We start from the raw sequence: 16,003 nt of genomic DNA, 5'->3' as shown, positions 1-16,003 counted from the left end.
TCAGGCCAACTTCAATTCTTTTTCTCTCAACATGAGCCACAGATAATACTGCACTCCAATCATCACCGATCCTAAAAGCAAATGCACTGGTTGTATAGCAGCAGGCACGGCAAAGTAGGCCATTATGACCCCACTTACTATTTCAATAACCACTATGGCCATCAACCATCTGGTAGGTTTCACCAACTGCGTATGCCGTATATCTTCTTTCCACAATTTCCAAAGCAGAAAAGCATGCAGCCCCAATAGTAAGAGTGAATATGACCTATGGATATAGAAAGTAAGCCCAAGATTGGCTACCCACTCAGACCTTTCCAACGATTTGGCCAGCATGTCTATAGACTCTCTTACCTGCGTGCCTAACACCACTTGAATGAGGCTTAAACTAAGGCAAAGGAGGGTAAGTCTTTTTAGCGTACCAAGACGGCTGGAGCTATAATCAGACTGAACCGGTTTAGATCTGTGATATACATATATGAGCAAGCAAACAATCACCAAAGCAATGAGCATGTGTATGGTAATCATCCAATGCAGCAGGTTCGTACTCACCACAATCGACCCGATCCATCCCTGGAAACCTACGAGTACAAATGCAAGAAATGAAAGAACAGTGATTAGTTTATCTTCTTTCCAGAACCTCACTGAAAGCACCGCAGTACCAAATATCAGGAGTCCTATAATCGCACCAATCAGGCGATTCACATATTCTGTCCAGGTTTTAACCGGGTTGAAATCTTCCTCCTCCAGTATTGAAGGGTCATTTTCCACTTGATTGGCCAACTCACCGAACCCTAAAGCCGATAAGTATCTGGCAAACTTCACGTTTTTATCAACCCTCTGCTGAACGTATACTTCCTTATAATTAGCCGGGAGCTGGCTTTCATCGGTTGGTGGAACCCAGCTCCCGAAACATTTGGGCCAGTCAGGACATCCCATTCCCGACCCTGTAGTTCTTACAATACCGCCTACCGCTATCAGCAAATAAACGGCTATGATAGTGACGGCCGAAAACCGCCTAAATGATCTTCCTTTGTTAGTGCTTGGCTTCATGAACCACAATCTCCTCTGCATCCATTTCCTTCTCCAAAGCAATCATATCGTTCTCATGAGGAAGGTTAGATTCCATGGTTTGAGAGAAAGGAACAGTTTGTGGTATAAAGTCATCTTCAGCACCCGGCTTAGAATAATCGTAAGCCCAACGATACACTTTCGGAATTTCACCAGGCCAGTTGCCGTGCCCAGGTACTCGGGGAGTAGTCCACTCCAGCGTGGTCGACTTCCAAGGGTTGGCCGGAGCCTTTCTTCCTCTAAAAATGCTATAGAAGAAGTTGAAAAGGAAAATAAACTGGCCAATGAAGGTAGCAATAGCCGCAATCGAAATGAACATGTTCAAATCGGTGAATCCGCTAAAGGCATCGAAGTTGGTAAATGAATAGTATCTTCTTGGGAATCCGGCAATACCAATGTAGTGCATTGGGAAGAATACCGAATAAATACCAATGAAGGTTAACCAGAAGTGAATATAACCAAGTCTGGCGTCCATCATTCTGCCAAACATTTTAGGGAACCAGTGGTAAACACCTGCCAACAGACCGAACGATGATGCCGCACCCATTACCAGGTGGAAGTGAGCCACCACAAAGTAAGTATCGTGCAACTGAATATCGATAGCCGAGTTTCCAAGGAAAATACCGGTAATACCACCTGATATAAATACCGACACCAAACCAATAGAGAACAACATGGCCGGTGTAAAGACAATGTTACCTTTCCAAAGCGTGGTAAGATAGTTGAACACCTTTACTGCCGAAGGCACCGCAATGATTAAGGTCAGGAACATGAATATTGATCCAAGGAATGGGTTCAAACCTGAAACGAACATGTGGTGTGCCCATACAATGAAGGATAAGAATGTGATACCCATCATTGAGATAATCATGGCCTTGTATCCGAAAATTGGTTTTCTGGAGTTAGTGGCAATAATTTCTGAAGTAATACCCAAGGCCGGCAAGAGTACAATATATACTTCGGGGTGACCTAAGAACCAGAACAAGTGCTGGTACAAAATTGGGCTACCTCCAACATTGGGAAGTGCCTCCCCATTGATATAGATTTCTGACAAATAGAATGAGGTTCCAAAGCTTCTGTCGAATACCAACAACAAAGCTGCAGCAAACAACACCGGGAAAGACAGAATACCGATTACCGCAGTAAGGAAGAAGGCCCAAATAGTCAACGGAAGTCGGCTAAAGGTCATCCCTTTTGTTCTGAGGTTAATAACGGTAGACACATAGTTGATACCTCCCAACAATGAAGATGCAATAAAGAACACCATGGCTACCAACCACAAAGTCATACCCAGTCCGGAGCCCGACATAGCTTCTGGTAGTGCAGAAAGTGGCGGATAAACCACCCATCCACCTGAGGCCGGTCCTGTTTCAATAAACAGAGAGATGAGCATGATTACACTGGAAACAAAGAAGAACCAGTAAGAAAGCATGTTCATAAAGCCTGAGGCCATATCTCTGGCACCAATTTGCAATGGAATAAGGTAGTTCGAGAATGTACCGCTCAATCCGGCTGTCAATACAAAGAACACCATAATGGTACCATGCATGGTTACCAAGGCCAGATAGAATTCAGGGTCAAGGGTTCCTTCAGGAGAAATCCATTTACCTAAAAGAGGCCTCAACCAACCGAGGTCTGCCTCTGGAAAACCAAGCTGTAAACGGAAAATAGCCGAAAGAGCCGCTCCAATTACTGCCCAAATAATACCCGTAATCAGGAATTGTTTGGCAATGGTCTTATGGTCGGTAGAAAATATATATTTAGAAATAAATGACTGCTCATGGTCATGATCGTGGTGATCGTCATGGCCATGTACATCAATATGCGCTTCTGCTGCTGTTGCCATATTCTAATGATGTTAAGTTCTTTTTATTCGTTAATGCCAGCCGAAACCATGGCCAGTTCTTTCAAATTATCTGGTACTTGCGACATGAAAGACGGGTTTTTAGATAACCACGACTTCTGCTCAGCCTTCCACTTCTCATACTCTTCAGGCTCAAGTACAGTCACAATTTTACTCATAGAGAAGTGTCCTTCTCCACAAATTTCAGTACAAGCCAGCTCGTAATTGAAATCGGGATTACCTTCTTCTACTCTCATTTCTTCTGTAGTCTTATTGGCTACAAACCAGAATTGCGTTGGCATACCCGGTACGGCATCCATTTTCACTCTCATGTGAGGAATAAATACAGAGTGAAGGACATCTCTGGCTCTAATTTTAAGCAACACCGGCTTTCCTTTAGGAATTACCAAAGAGTTGCTCATAAAATCATCAAAGTTCGCTCTGTCGGAGAAGTCTACTCCATGCGTATTGATGGCATCAATGAGTCGGTAGTCATAGTCGCCCACCTGGTTGTCCATTCCTCCGTAGCGGATTGACCACGCGAACTGATAGCCCATGATCTCAATTTGCTCAGACTCTTCAGGGGCTTCGCTCATTATTCCATCCCAGGCCATCCAACCCGAAATTACCAACCAAGTCAATACAATGGCCGGTACACCAGTCCAAAGGTACTCCAACTTGTTGTTGTGTGGATAGAATAAGGCGCGCTTGTTTTTGTTGTAACGGTACTTATAAGAGAATACAAACAAAAGGATGTTGGTAACCACGAATACGATACCGGTAATCCACATGGTTCTCCAGAACAATTTATCTGTTAACTCACCATGTTCTGAAGCTACCGGAGGGTCGTAGGCATCGAAATGAGCCCAGGAATACCATCCTGCTAAGCCAAAGAACAGAACCATAAACACGATCATGAGTACCGCATTCATGTTGTTGCTACTGCTGGTAGTCTCCTCTCCTGTTCCTTTAACCACATTAACCAGCCTAGTAATTCTGAAGATCAACAACAGAATGGCTACTACTAGGAAAACTGCAAGTGCTATGTAAAAACCAAACATATCTCTTTTGTCAATATTTTAAATATGGTGATGTTTTGCTTCTTGTAACATGGGGTGGTTCTTGGGTACCAAAGCATAAGAAGACATTGCTTTTAACACCACAAACACAAAGGCAGAACCAAACATCAAGTACATTCCTATTTCAGTAAATCCGAAGAATCCGTTTTCTCCCATAGTACCAGGGGTCATCATTAGATAGAAATCTATGAAGTGACCAAACATTACTACTATACAAACCATCTTCAGGAACACATTCAAACGCTTGGCATCTCTGGTCATCAATGTCAGGAATGGGAAGAAGAAGTTCAACACCAGATTGACAAAGAAGAACGGAGCGTATTTATCGCTAAGGAATCGCTCTACAAAGTATACCGACTCTTCCGGAATGTTGGCGTAGTAGATCAGTAAGAACTGAGAGAACCAAATGTATGTCCAGAAAATACTGAATGCGAAAACAAACTTACCCAGATCGTGCAAGTGGTTGGTGGTAACCTGAGGTAGATATCCGGCTTCCTTCAACAGAACGGTAACCAGAGTAATGAAGGCCAGACCAGTAACAAACCAGCTTGCAAATACATACCAACCAAACATGGTTGAGAACCAGTGAGTATCTATAGACATCACCCAATCCCATGCCGAAACTGAGGAAGACACGGCAAAGATCACCAGGAAAATGGCTGACCATTTTCTCATTTTGTGCCAGTAGGTATCTCCTCCTAACTCATCTTCGGCCAATGAAAGGCCTTTCAACTTCTTGAACAACCAAACCCAAAGTGCGAAGAAAACAACCATGCGAAGCACAAAAAACAGAGGGAAACTTCCGCCCTCCAGAGGAGCAAAGAAGTAAGCTTGTTTTCCTGCTATAATACCATCGTAGTGATCGCCACCCACTTCATACAAATCGCTGTGTGTCCAATGGAATACATCATGACTCACAAAGAGGTATGTCAACACCATGAGTACTCCGGCAGGTAAAATCCAATGAGCCATTGAAAGCGGGATTCGCACAATGTAGGCCGACCATCCGGCCTGTGCGGCATACTGTATTGCAAAGAAGAAAATACCTATCAGTGCCAGACCGGTAAAGTATACGTTATTGATCCACAGGTCTACTTTAAACCGCTCGAACCAACCTTTACCGTGCTCTTCTTCTCCTTCGGCTCCACCAGCGGTGGCTAGTACTTCATAGTCTCCATCGGTGAGTGAAGCATGACCTTCGTCACCATGCTCGCCTGCAGCATCATCGTGCTGTTCTGTTCCGTGTGTATCGTCACCATGGCCGGCTTCTTCGTGGTGGCTGTTTTTTTGCGGGTTCAATGCCCCTATAAGCAACATTACCGCACCCACTATAAAGGTTATAGTGATCTTCTTCTTAAGGCCAGCGTTAAAATCGAATACTTCTTTTGCCATTTCTTAAAAATTTACGGTTTACTGTTGCTGTAATGTTTGAACGTACCTTGCGATTTTCCATCGCTTATCTTCGCTAATCTGAGAACCATGTGCTCCCATACGTCTAATTCCGTGAGTGATGACATGGAAGATGTGTCCTTGAGACAAATTTCTCTGAGCAGGTGCTGTATATGAAGGCACACCTGCATAAGCCACACCGGCTTTTCCATCGCCCTTACCACTAGCACCGTGGCAATGCTGACAAAACTGAGTATACAGTCTTCTGCCTTCTGCAATGATTTCTTCGCTGGCAGGGAAAGGGTTTTCTATAGCTGCAGCCGCAGTTATATCATCCTTTTCCAGTCTGTAAGGCAGCATATCGTTAGGGTTTCTTCTCACCGTACCTTCTACTGGCTTTCTGACATTTTGTGCATAAGGATTGTTTGGGTTGGAGTTATAAAATTCTCCTTTTTCATCCTCTCTGTTGCTAAGCCATTTACCCGCCTCTTCGTCTTTGATTTGCGTAAGCGGCTCGTAAGGCACAGAATGATACATCTGAGGGGCATATTCCAGGCCGGTATAGTCGCCCTTGGCCGCACAACCGCAGGCTAATGCGAGCGCCAGCATAGGAATAGAAACTTTCAATTTCTGAATCATATCTTTAGAAGGCTTATTCTTCAACATTTTTATTATTCACTTCAACTGCACCAGAGTCTTTCAACAAGGCATTTATCTGTGCTTCCTGAAGACCTGCATTTTTACCAAGATCGATGGCCATTACGTGCTTGTCGTCCGTAATTCTCAAATCCAACATCTTAGGATCTTTCCATGGCTTAAGGTCACTGGCTACCAAGAAAGTACCCACCATACCAAAAGCGGCCAAAAGAACGGTAAGCTCAAAGGTTACCGGCACAAAATCCGGAAGAGCGATAAAGTTTTTACCACCAATAATCATGGGCCAGTCAACACCCAACATCCAAATTTGCATTACCAGGGCCAGCGTTGTGCCCAGAGCACCAAACATAAAGGCTGCAATTGGAAGCCTAGAACGCTTATACCCAAGCTCTTCATCCAATCCGTGAACTGGAAAGGGAGAATATACTTCGTGGATCTTCACGCCAGCACCACGGATTTTGCCAACTGCTTTTAGCAAAACATCTTCGTCATCAAAGACGCCCAATAAGAAATTCTTAGAGTCACTCATGATTAAGCAGTTTTTTCAGATGATGATTTGATAATACTTTTTACTTCGGCCATGTTGATTACCGGGAAGAACTTCGCAAAAAGGAAGAACGCGGTGAAGAATAGCCCGAAGGTGAATACATATACCCCAACATCGTAAATAGTTGGATAGAACATTGCCCATGAAGAAGGCAAGAAGTCTCTGTGCAATGAAGTAACAATAATTACAAAGCGCTCGAACCACATACCAATGTTCACAATGATTGAAAGTATGAAAGTGGCTGCAATGCTGGTTCTGATCTTTTTAAACCAGAAAAGCTGAGGTGAAATTACGTTACATGTCATCATCGACCAGTAAGCCCACCAGTAAGGTCCTTGCATTCTGTTGTAGAAGGCATATTGTTCTGCCGGAACTCCTGAGTACCAGGCAATAAAGAACTCAGTGATGTAGGCAATACCTACAATAGACCCGGTTACAATGATCACTATGTTCATCATTTCGATGTGTTCAATAGTGATGTAGTCTTGCAGTTTAAATACGGCCCGTGTTACCAACATAAGCGTTAGCACCATGGCAAAACCTGAGAATATAGCTCCCGCCACGAAGTAAGGAGGGAAAATGGTGGTGTGCCATCCAGGAATTACTGAGGTAGCAAAGTCGAACGATACAATGGTGTGTACTGAAAGTACCAGCGGAGTAGCCAAACCAGCCAATATCAGCGATACGGACTCATAGCGACTCCAGGTCTTTGCGGCACCATCCCACCCAAGAGAGAGTGCACCATAAATCTTCTTACGAATACCGGTAGCTCTGTCTCGAATGGTGGCAAAGTCGGGAACTAGCCCAAGAAACCAGAAAACGAGCGATACGGAGAAGTAAGTAGAGATGGCGAAAACGTCCCACAGAAGCGGAGAGTTAAAGTTTACCCAGAGCGAACCGAAAGTGTTAGGTAAAGGCAGTGCCCAGTATGCTCCCAGCCACGGACGACCCATGTGTAGTATTGGGAATTGAGCAGCACAAATAACAGCAAATATAGTCATTGCCTCTGCTGCCCGGTTGATGGACATTCTCCATTTCTGTCTGAAGAGCAAAAGAATGGCAGAAATCAGTGTTCCTGCGTGACCTATACCAACCCACCATACGAAGTTGGTAATATCCCAGGCCCAACCTACGGTTTTATTAAGACCCCACATTCCGATTCCTTCCCAAAGGGTGGTGGCCACGGCCACAAAACCTATGAGAAGCGTGACAACTGAAATTCCGAAGGCCATTCCCCAAAGTTTGGAGGGCTTAGCTTCTACCTGTCTACAGATGTCTTCGGTAACATCATGAACGGTCTTACCGCCTGTGATTAAAGGTTTTCTTACGGATGAAGTAACCTGCATATTCTTTCGGTTTATTTTAAGCTTCTGTTGTTTCTTTATCCTTGTTTCTGATCTTGGTCATGTACCAAACGTTCGGATTCACGTTCAGCTCTTCCAGCACATGGTATGCTCTGTCTTCATTCACCACACGCTCGGTAACCTTCTCTCCTTCTTTCTTCTCTTCAATCTGAAGCAGCTGAGAGATTTTAGAATTAGGATCGTTAAGGTCTCCAAAAGTAATGGCATCTGAAGGACAAGCCGATGCACAAGCCGTGTTGATCTCTCCATCAACTGGTCTTCTGCCTTCACGCTTAGCGGCAAGTTTACCAGCTTGAATACGCTGCACACACATGCTACACTTCTCCATTACACCTCTTGCTCGAACAGTAACATCTGGGTTCAATACCATTTTACCCAAATCATTGTTCATGGAAGAGTTCTTGTCGAACTGCGTATTGTCGTGGTATTTAAACCAGTTGAATCGTCTTACTTTATAAGGACAGTTGTTGGCACAGTATCTTGTACCAATACATCTGTTGTAAGTCATTTGGTTAAGACCTTCAGTACTATGAGTGGTAGCTGCCACAGGACACACCGTTTCGCATGGTGCGTTGTTACAATGCTGACACATCATAGGCTGGAAGGTTACTTCCGGATTGGCCGCAGCCTGCTCCAGCTCTTTTTTATTACCGGCCGGGTTAGCAGCAGAGTAATACCTGTCTATTCTTATCCAGGCCATTTCTCTACGGTTGAGCACCTCTTCTTTACCTACTACAGGAATGTTATTCTCTGCCTGACAAGCCACTGTACATGCCGAACAGCCTGTACAAGAGTTCATGTCTATGGTCATTCCCCAGTGGTGGTTGTTGTACTCGTGACCACTCCAAAGGGTAATTTTAGAAGGCTTATAGTATTTGCCGTCTTTGTATATTTTAGGATATACTCGTCCGGCTTTGGTATCTTTCTTATACTCCGTCAAAACCGATTCCTGGATCACGTTTTCACGTCCCATGTAGGTCTGATGAGTTTGAGTTTGGGCAATTCTGTAGGGTTTACCGGTAGCTGCCACCGATACTCCTGCCAGCACGTCCATGGTATTGGCACCATTTAGTTTGGTAATGAACGGATAGGCATTTACACCCACTCCATTGGCTACTCTTCCGGCTTTTGTTCGGCCATAACCTATGGCCAAGCCTACCGTACCTTCGGCCTGACCTGGCTGAACCAGTGCAGGTACTTCAATGGTACTTCCTCCTACTGTTAGGCTTACCAACTGAGTCTCTCCTTCTTTCATTTCAATACCCAGTTCGTTGGCTTGAGCAATTGAAATGGTCAGGTAGTTGTCCCAGGTAGCCTTGGTTACAGGATCGGGCATTTCTTGCAACCAAGGGTTATTGGCCAGGCTACCGTCTCCTATACCAATTTTTTCATAGAGCGCTAACTCCAATCCAGAACCAGCCGACTTGTAATTCTGACCTATACTGGTAGCCGCTGTAGCAGCCGCAGCGAAATCATAGTTCAGGTTTTTTGCGGTAGTCCCAAAATCTACTACTCCATCATAAAGAGCCTTATCCCAGAACATTTGGAAGTTGGAGATGTCGCTCTGCTTTGCGAAGTAAGTTTCTCTCCAGTTATTCTGAAGGTAGGTATAGTATTCTACATCCTGTCCGGCCCACTTAAGGAACGACTCAGGTGCTTGTCTTGTCTTGAATAGTGGTGAAATGGTTGGCTGCGTAAGGCTGATATAGCCACTTCTCAACTCCGCATCGTTCCACTGCTCCAGGTAATGATGATCTGGAGCCACATACTGTACAGCAGACGCTGTTTCGTCCAACCTATCGGAAGTTGAAACAGTCAATGTAGCCTTGGCTACCCCGGCTGCCAAAGCCGAAGCTTCTGCTGAATTATATAGCGGATTACAGTTAAAGAAGATAAGACCTGCAATTCTTCCGGCATTCAGATCTTTTGCCAGATTGGCCATGGCCATATCATCACCTTGTCGGTAATGCACAGGGGCGTTGGCATTAATAGTAGTGCCATAGTTCCCCAACATACTGTTGATGCCGTTTACCAGCACCTGAACTGCAGGGTCGTTAGATCCGCATACCAGCAACGACTGGCCTCTGTTGGCCCAAAGCTCATTGGCTGCGGCATTGAGGTGATCTGCAGAAACGCTACCACCACTCACCTTTGGCTGTCCGGCCTTGGCCGCAATGGCATTGTACATGGCAGCTACCAAAGGCCCAACCTGAGAAGGTTTAATAGGCGTTCTGTAATCTGCGTTGGCACCAGTCAATGAAAGATTAGACTCGAACTGATAGTGTCTCGACATCTCTCTATGGTGCTCATTAATTTTTCTTGTTTGAGCGTATTGCTTAGAGAATTCAATTGGCGAAATCCAGGTTCCCAGGAAGTCGGCTCCAACACTTACGATTGTTTTGGCTTTGCTGAAATCGTATGAGGGTATCATAGCCTCACCAAAAGACCTCTTGTTTCCTTCAGTTATACCATAAGCCGAAACAGGGTCGTAAGACACATGCTGAGCTGTTGGATATTTGGCCACAAATTCTGCAACTGCCTTTTTGGTGGTAGGGCTGAGTACAGTATTGCTCACGATTCTGATTTGGCCACCTTTGGCCGCAATGTCTGCCAGCTTGGCTGTCACTTCACGGTCGAGGGTTTCCCAGTCAATCTCAGCACCTTCTTTAAGAGGGTTGGTTAGTCTTTCCTTGTCGTATAATGAAAGAACAGAAGCTTCAACCTGGGCGTTGGTTCCACCCTTGGTGATGGTGCTGTATTTGTTTCCTTCTACCTTAATCGGTCTTCCCTCACGGGTCTTAACCACAACGCTCACCGCATCTCCACCATTCACATAGGTAGATGCGTAGTAGTTGGGAACCGATGGATCCACATCTACAGGCTTGTTAAGATAAGGAATGGCCTTTCTTACCGGGGCTTCACAAGCCGCCAAGGTGGCTGCCGCCACGCCAAAGCCCATTAACTTAAGGAAGTCTCTCCTGTTGTTGGTCTCTCCTCCTTGTTCGCTGATAGGAAGGTACTCAGGAAACTCTGATTCATTCTTCTTGACAAACTCAGCATCGTTTGTCAACTGCTCGATACCTTTCCAGTATGTTTTTTGATTTTCTTTCATTGTATATCAATCAGAAATCGCGAATTCAATTAATTAATAGTGACACTTGGCACATTCCAAACCACCTATATCGGCTACATTCATTGGTGTAGCAGAGTTTTGATTATGCAGTTCAACCAAACGATCATAGTAACCGTTGCCTTGGGTATTAAGACTGGTATTTCTGTGACAGTCGATACACCAACCCATAGTTAATGGAGCGTGTTGTTTCACCACTTCCATTTCCTGGATTTCTCCGTGACAGGTCTGGCATTCTACACCACCTACCTTCACGTGCTGTGAGTGATTGAAGTAAGCCAAATCAGGCAGGTTGTGAATTCTAACCCATTCAATGGGTTCGCCACTCTCCTGAGCAGCATAAAGTTTTTGAATTTCCGGAGAGTCTGTCTTGATTGAACTATGGCAGTTCATACAGATATTCACTGAAGGAATATTGGCAGACTTACCTATTTCCACACCGGTATGGCAATATTGACAAGCAATTTCATATTCACCGGCATGCAGCTTGTGAGAAAAAGCAATTGGCTGCTTTGGAGCATAGCCTTGCTGAACACCGATAGTGTAGAGGCCGTCAATTACATTTTTGGCTGCCAGAGCAATTACAAGAAAAGTGACAATACCGATAACTGTTGGGCTCTTTACAAAAGCCACCAGACTAAACTTCTCGTTTACAATCTCCTTGTCTTCTTCAGAAATATTTTCTTTATCCTGAAGGTACTTTTTAAGCACCCCAATAATGATGGCCAATACAATAAGAATGAGTACCAGCACCACAATAAGAGCCGCTACTATTATATTAAGGTAAGATTCAGGCACTCCTGAACCTCCAGCAGGCCCTTCTTCACCACCACCGGTTACAGTATTCTTATCGGCCGGAGGGTTCTCCTCTACATTTCTTACATAGGCCATAATGGCCAAAATCTGATCATTCTCCAGATCGTAAGGGGTCATGGCCGAAGGCTTGTACTCATTCCAGAGTGCCGTAGCCTGTGGATCTCCTGCGGCAATCATTGCCTGAGAATTTTTTACCCAGCTGTAAATCCAGTCCAAATCTCTGCGGTCGTAAACACCTGCCAATGCCGGCCCTACTTTTTTTCCAACCACATTATGACAGGAATTACACTGATATTCGTTGAAGAGTTTTTCTCCTTCAGCAATGATGGCTTCATCGGTTGGTACAGCATCGCGTTGTGCAAAAGATTGCTGCCCAGAAAAAACAAAACAGCATACTAGCAGGCATGCTGTCGCATAACGAACAATGGTTTTTCTAGCTACCATGTAAAGTCTATTTTTGATCACAGATTGTCCCAATTCTTGAAACTCGTGGCAAAGGTAGTATCAGAAGGCCTTATTTCAAACTAAATTTTATTCTTGAAAACCAGTAAAAAGCCCCTTAAAACCACTCTATAGATTCCTGATTCACAGCATTTTACAGAAGGCTCAACGATCATTTAATTAATTTAGAATCAGTATAAATAACCACTTCGCAAAGAATGTATGAAACCTTTGGAAATGACCGAAATTGAACTGTTAGGAAAGCCATAAAATCAAAGGAAATTAGAAAAATATTCGACCTCAGGTGTAAAATACAGAAAAAGATTTTGCAGCCTCCCCTCCCAAAAATTGAGCCCTGAAAATACTGATAACAAGAGCTTCTGTATTCTGCTCATTACCAGAATACAGCCATTGAAAGCCATTTATTTAGACGCCAAAATTCCTGGTCAAACCTTGGAATAGTCCCTCCTTTAAAGGCCGCCAAAGCGATTAGCCAATTCACTTGAGACGCTGGGCACATGACTCGCCATGCCATTTATACTTCAAGGCTGTTCGCGCAGCTCTGTAAATTGAGGTTTCGAACCGCATGCCTACCTGGCGGCAAAAGCAGGGTTATCATGCACTCAATAAACCCTTAATAAAAAGAGGCTGTCTCAAAAGCTAACTGTCATTCCCGACAGCGATCGGGAATCTCCCCAAACTAACTCTGTAGGCCGAAAGAGATTCCCAGTCAAGCTGGGAATGACGAAAATGGTAGCTTTCGAGACAGCCTTTTGGAATTGAGGCACTGAGCGGATTGCTCGCTATGATTATAATATAGAGTTACTCATTTAGATGGCATTTGTTAGACCCAGTTTACTAGCCACAAGCTGTGTCCTCACAGCGTCTTTTAACAGCCATTTGTGTCTTCACAAATGGCTGTAAGGTTCAGAAATATACTTCTTGTGACTTAAGTAAGTACCCCTATTATAATATTTCAAAGGTGCTCGCGAGGCTCTGTAAATTGAGGTTTCGAACCGCATGCCTACCTGGTGGTAAAAGCAGGGTTATCATGCACTCAATAAACCCTTAATAAAAAGAGGCTGTCTCAAAAGCTAACTGTTATTCCCGACAGCGATCGGGAATCTCCCCAAACTAACTCTGTAGGCCGAAAGAGATTCCCAGTCAAGCTGGGAATGACGAAAATGGTAGCTTTTGAGACCGCCTTTTGAAATTGAGGCGCTGAGCGGATTGCTCGTACCCGCGGGGCATGCCGCACCCCCGATGTCTCGGGGCCCTCGTGAATCTCCGCTGCGATTTCGAGCCTTCCCACTGCCCACAAAAAAAGGTGACCTTGAAGGGTCACCTTTTTTTGTTGAGGCGCTGAGCGGATTCGAACCGCTGTAGAAGGTTTTGCAGACCTCTGCCTAGCCACTCGGCCACAGCGCCATTATATAATCGTCAAGGGCTCTGAGTGTACGGCTGCATTAAGATTAAGTACTCTTTGCAGACCTTCCCGATTGCTCGGAATCACTCGGCCTATGTGCCACATTTTGGAAGCGCAAATTTAGGGATATTCATCAATTGCCCCAACAAAAGCGCAACTATGTCAATAAAAAAAGCATCCGCTTTTGGCGGATGCTTTTAATCTATTCTGTAACTGATTATTCTTCAGTCGATTCCTCAGCCTCTTCGGCAGCATCCTCTTTCTTAGCTGCTTTTTTCTTAGCTTCAGCTGCTTTCTTCTCGTTTGCTTTTTTGGTATTGTCTTCCATTTCAGCTTTAAGAGCAGAAAGTGCATCGAGGTCTCCAAGCGTAGCTTGTTCAACAGGAGCCATCTTTACTTTTCCGGCACCTGAACCTGCTTTTTTCTTGGCTGGCTTCTCAATAGCCTGAGGGTTGTGGATGTTGGTATGAGACATAACTATACGCTTGTCGTCTTTAGAGAACTCAATTACTGAGAAGTCTAAAGTTTCTCCTACCTCCACGTTCGAACCGTCTTCTTTCTTCAAATGCTTGTTGGTGGCCACACCTTCCAAGCCGTAAGGCAATTCGAGTGTCGCACCTTTGTCATTCTTAGAAATAACAGTACACTTATGCGTTGACCCTGGAGTGAATACTGTTTCGAAAGTATCCCAAGGGTTCTCTTCCAATTGCTTATGACCCAAGGCCAATCTTCTGTTCTCGATATCCAATTCCAATACCTGAACGTCCAGCTCATCGCCAACTTTTACAAACTCTGACGGATGCTTGATTTTCTTAGTCCAAGAAAGATCAGATACGTGTACAAGACCATCGATTCCTTCTTCCAACTCAATAAACAGACCGAAGTTGGTAAGGTTTCTAACAATACCGGTATGGTTGGTACCAACAGCATACTTGGTCAATACATCCGACTTAGTCCAAGGATCTTCAGTCAGTTGCTTAATACCCAAAGACATCTTTCTCTCTTCTCTATCAAGTGTAAGCACCACAGCCTCAAGTTCATCACCAATGCTGATGAAGTCTTGTGGGTTTCTCAGGTGCTGAGACCATGACATTTCAGAAACGTGGATCAATCCTTCTACTCCTGGTAGAAGCTCAAGGAATGCACCGTAGTCTGCTACGTTTACAATTGTACCTTTCACCTTAGAACCTACCTCAATAGAAGCATCGAGTTTATCCCATGGGTGCTCAGTGAGTTGCTTCATACCCAACGAGATTCTCTTCTTATCGTCATCGAAGTCGAGAACAACAACGTTCACTTTCTCATCCAGACTCAATACCTCAGACGGATCGTTGATTCTACCCCATGAAATATCGGTAATGTGAAGGAGACCATCTACACCACCCAAATCGATGAATACACCGAAGTTGGTCATGTTCTTGATTACACCTTCCAGTACCTGGCCTTTCTCAAGGTTTTCAAGGATTTCAGCTTTTTGCTGCTCAAGATCTTTTTCGATCAATACTTTGTGAGATACTACTACGTTGTCGTTGGTGTAGTTGATTTTCACAACTTTCACTTCCATTTTCTTACCAACGAACACATCGAAGTCTCTGATAGGCTTCACATCGATTTGAGAACCCGGCAAGAATGATTCTACGCCATAGATGTCTACAATAAGACCTCCTTTGGTTCTTCTCTTCACATAGCCTTCAATTACTTTATCATTGTCGAGCGCATCTTGAATAAGCTCCCAGGCTCTTACAATCTTGGCCTTTCTTCTGGAAAGCACCAATTGTCCTAGTGCGTTTTCTTGCTCTTCAATGTAAACTTCAATTTGGTCACCTACCTTAAGGTCTGGTGTATCTCTAAATTCAGAGGCACTTACCAATCCATCAGACTTGTAGCCAATGTTCAATACAACATCTCTTTCTCCAACAGAAACTACAGTGGCTTTTATCACTTGTTTCTCCTCAATAGAGTTCAATGTATCTTCATACATCGCAGAAAGCTCTTCTTTTTTCTTTTTGGAATAGCCTTCACCGAAACCTTTGGTTTCAAAGTCTTCCCAATTGAAATCTTCAGGGCTTTGTTGAGATTTTGCAGATGATTTTTTTGCAGATTCTTTTTTGGCATCGGAAGCTGGCGCTTCTTCTACTGCCACTTCTTGGGCTTCTGCGGCCTCTACTTGAGGAGTAGCTTTCTCTTCTACTGCCTCAGGTGCTTTTTTTTCTTCAGACATGATAATCTGCCCTGTGATTACT

General features: G+C 44.3%; 10 protein-coding genes and 1 tRNA gene. All 11 read right to left on the bottom strand.

All coding sequences use genetic code 11. The annotated features are described in order from the left end of the window. Positions 1-1,050 carry a COX15/CtaA family protein gene (locus IE164_RS12300; RefSeq protein WP_189630529.1) on the bottom strand — a complete coding sequence of 350 codons (1,050 nt, stop codon included), beginning with the start codon at positions 1,048-1,050 and terminating at the stop codon, positions 1-3. Then, positions 1,034-2,914: a cytochrome c oxidase subunit I gene (locus IE164_RS12295; protein ID WP_189630528.1), complete on the bottom strand. Its 1,881-nt coding sequence runs from the start codon at positions 2,912-2,914 to the stop codon at positions 1,034-1,036. Before IE164_RS12295 ends, IE164_RS12300 begins: the two co-directional genes overlap by 17 nt. A 23-nt stretch (positions 2,915-2,937) precedes the next feature. Then, positions 2,938-3,972, bottom strand: coding sequence for a cytochrome c oxidase subunit II (locus tag IE164_RS12290; protein WP_189630527.1), 1,035 nt, complete (start codon positions 3,970-3,972; stop codon positions 2,938-2,940). 18 nt (positions 3,973-3,990) lie between these two features. Continuing rightward, the gene (locus IE164_RS12285) at positions 3,991-5,382 is read right to left on the bottom strand and encodes a quinol:cytochrome C oxidoreductase (protein ID WP_189630526.1); all 1,392 of its coding nucleotides are present in this window, start codon (positions 5,380-5,382) and stop codon (positions 3,991-3,993) included. Positions 5,383-5,400: 18 nt separating this feature from the next. Continuing rightward, positions 5,401-6,045 (bottom strand): c-type cytochrome, encoded by a 645-nt coding sequence (locus IE164_RS12280; RefSeq protein WP_229838658.1) that lies wholly within the window; start codon positions 6,043-6,045, stop codon positions 5,401-5,403. After that, complete coding sequence (locus tag IE164_RS12275) at positions 6,032-6,565, bottom strand: DUF3341 domain-containing protein (RefSeq protein WP_189630525.1); 534 nt, start codon at positions 6,563-6,565, stop codon at positions 6,032-6,034. Before IE164_RS12275 ends, IE164_RS12280 begins: the two co-directional genes overlap by 14 nt. Positions 6,566-6,567: 2 nt before the next feature. After that, complete coding sequence (nrfD, locus tag IE164_RS12270; protein WP_189630524.1) at positions 6,568-7,929, bottom strand: NrfD/PsrC family molybdoenzyme membrane anchor subunit; 1,362 nt, start codon at positions 7,927-7,929, stop codon at positions 6,568-6,570. 16 nt (positions 7,930-7,945) lie between these two features. Next, positions 7,946-11,059, bottom strand: a complete 3,114-nt coding sequence (locus IE164_RS12265) for a TAT-variant-translocated molybdopterin oxidoreductase (protein ID WP_189630523.1) — start codon at positions 11,057-11,059, stop codon at positions 7,946-7,948. Between the two features lie 33 nt (positions 11,060-11,092). Continuing rightward, entirely contained in the window at positions 11,093-12,337 is a 1,245-nt protein-coding gene (locus IE164_RS12260; protein WP_189630522.1) for a cytochrome c3 family protein, read from the bottom strand. A 1,354-nt stretch (positions 12,338-13,691) separates the two neighbouring features. Further along, a tRNA-Cys gene (locus IE164_RS12255) sits at positions 13,692-13,762 on the bottom strand. Positions 13,763-13,977: 215 nt separating this feature from the next. Then, the gene (rpsA, locus tag IE164_RS12250) at positions 13,978-15,981 is read right to left on the bottom strand and encodes a 30S ribosomal protein S1 (protein ID WP_189630521.1); all 2,004 of its coding nucleotides are present in this window, start codon (positions 15,979-15,981) and stop codon (positions 13,978-13,980) included. Positions 15,982-16,003: the final 22 nt, after the last annotated feature.

The organism is Roseivirga thermotolerans (assembly GCF_014653175.1).
Taxonomy (GTDB): domain Bacteria; phylum Bacteroidota; class Bacteroidia; order Cytophagales; family Cyclobacteriaceae; genus Roseivirga; species Roseivirga thermotolerans.
This window is presented reverse-complemented; position numbering and strand designations above follow the sequence as displayed.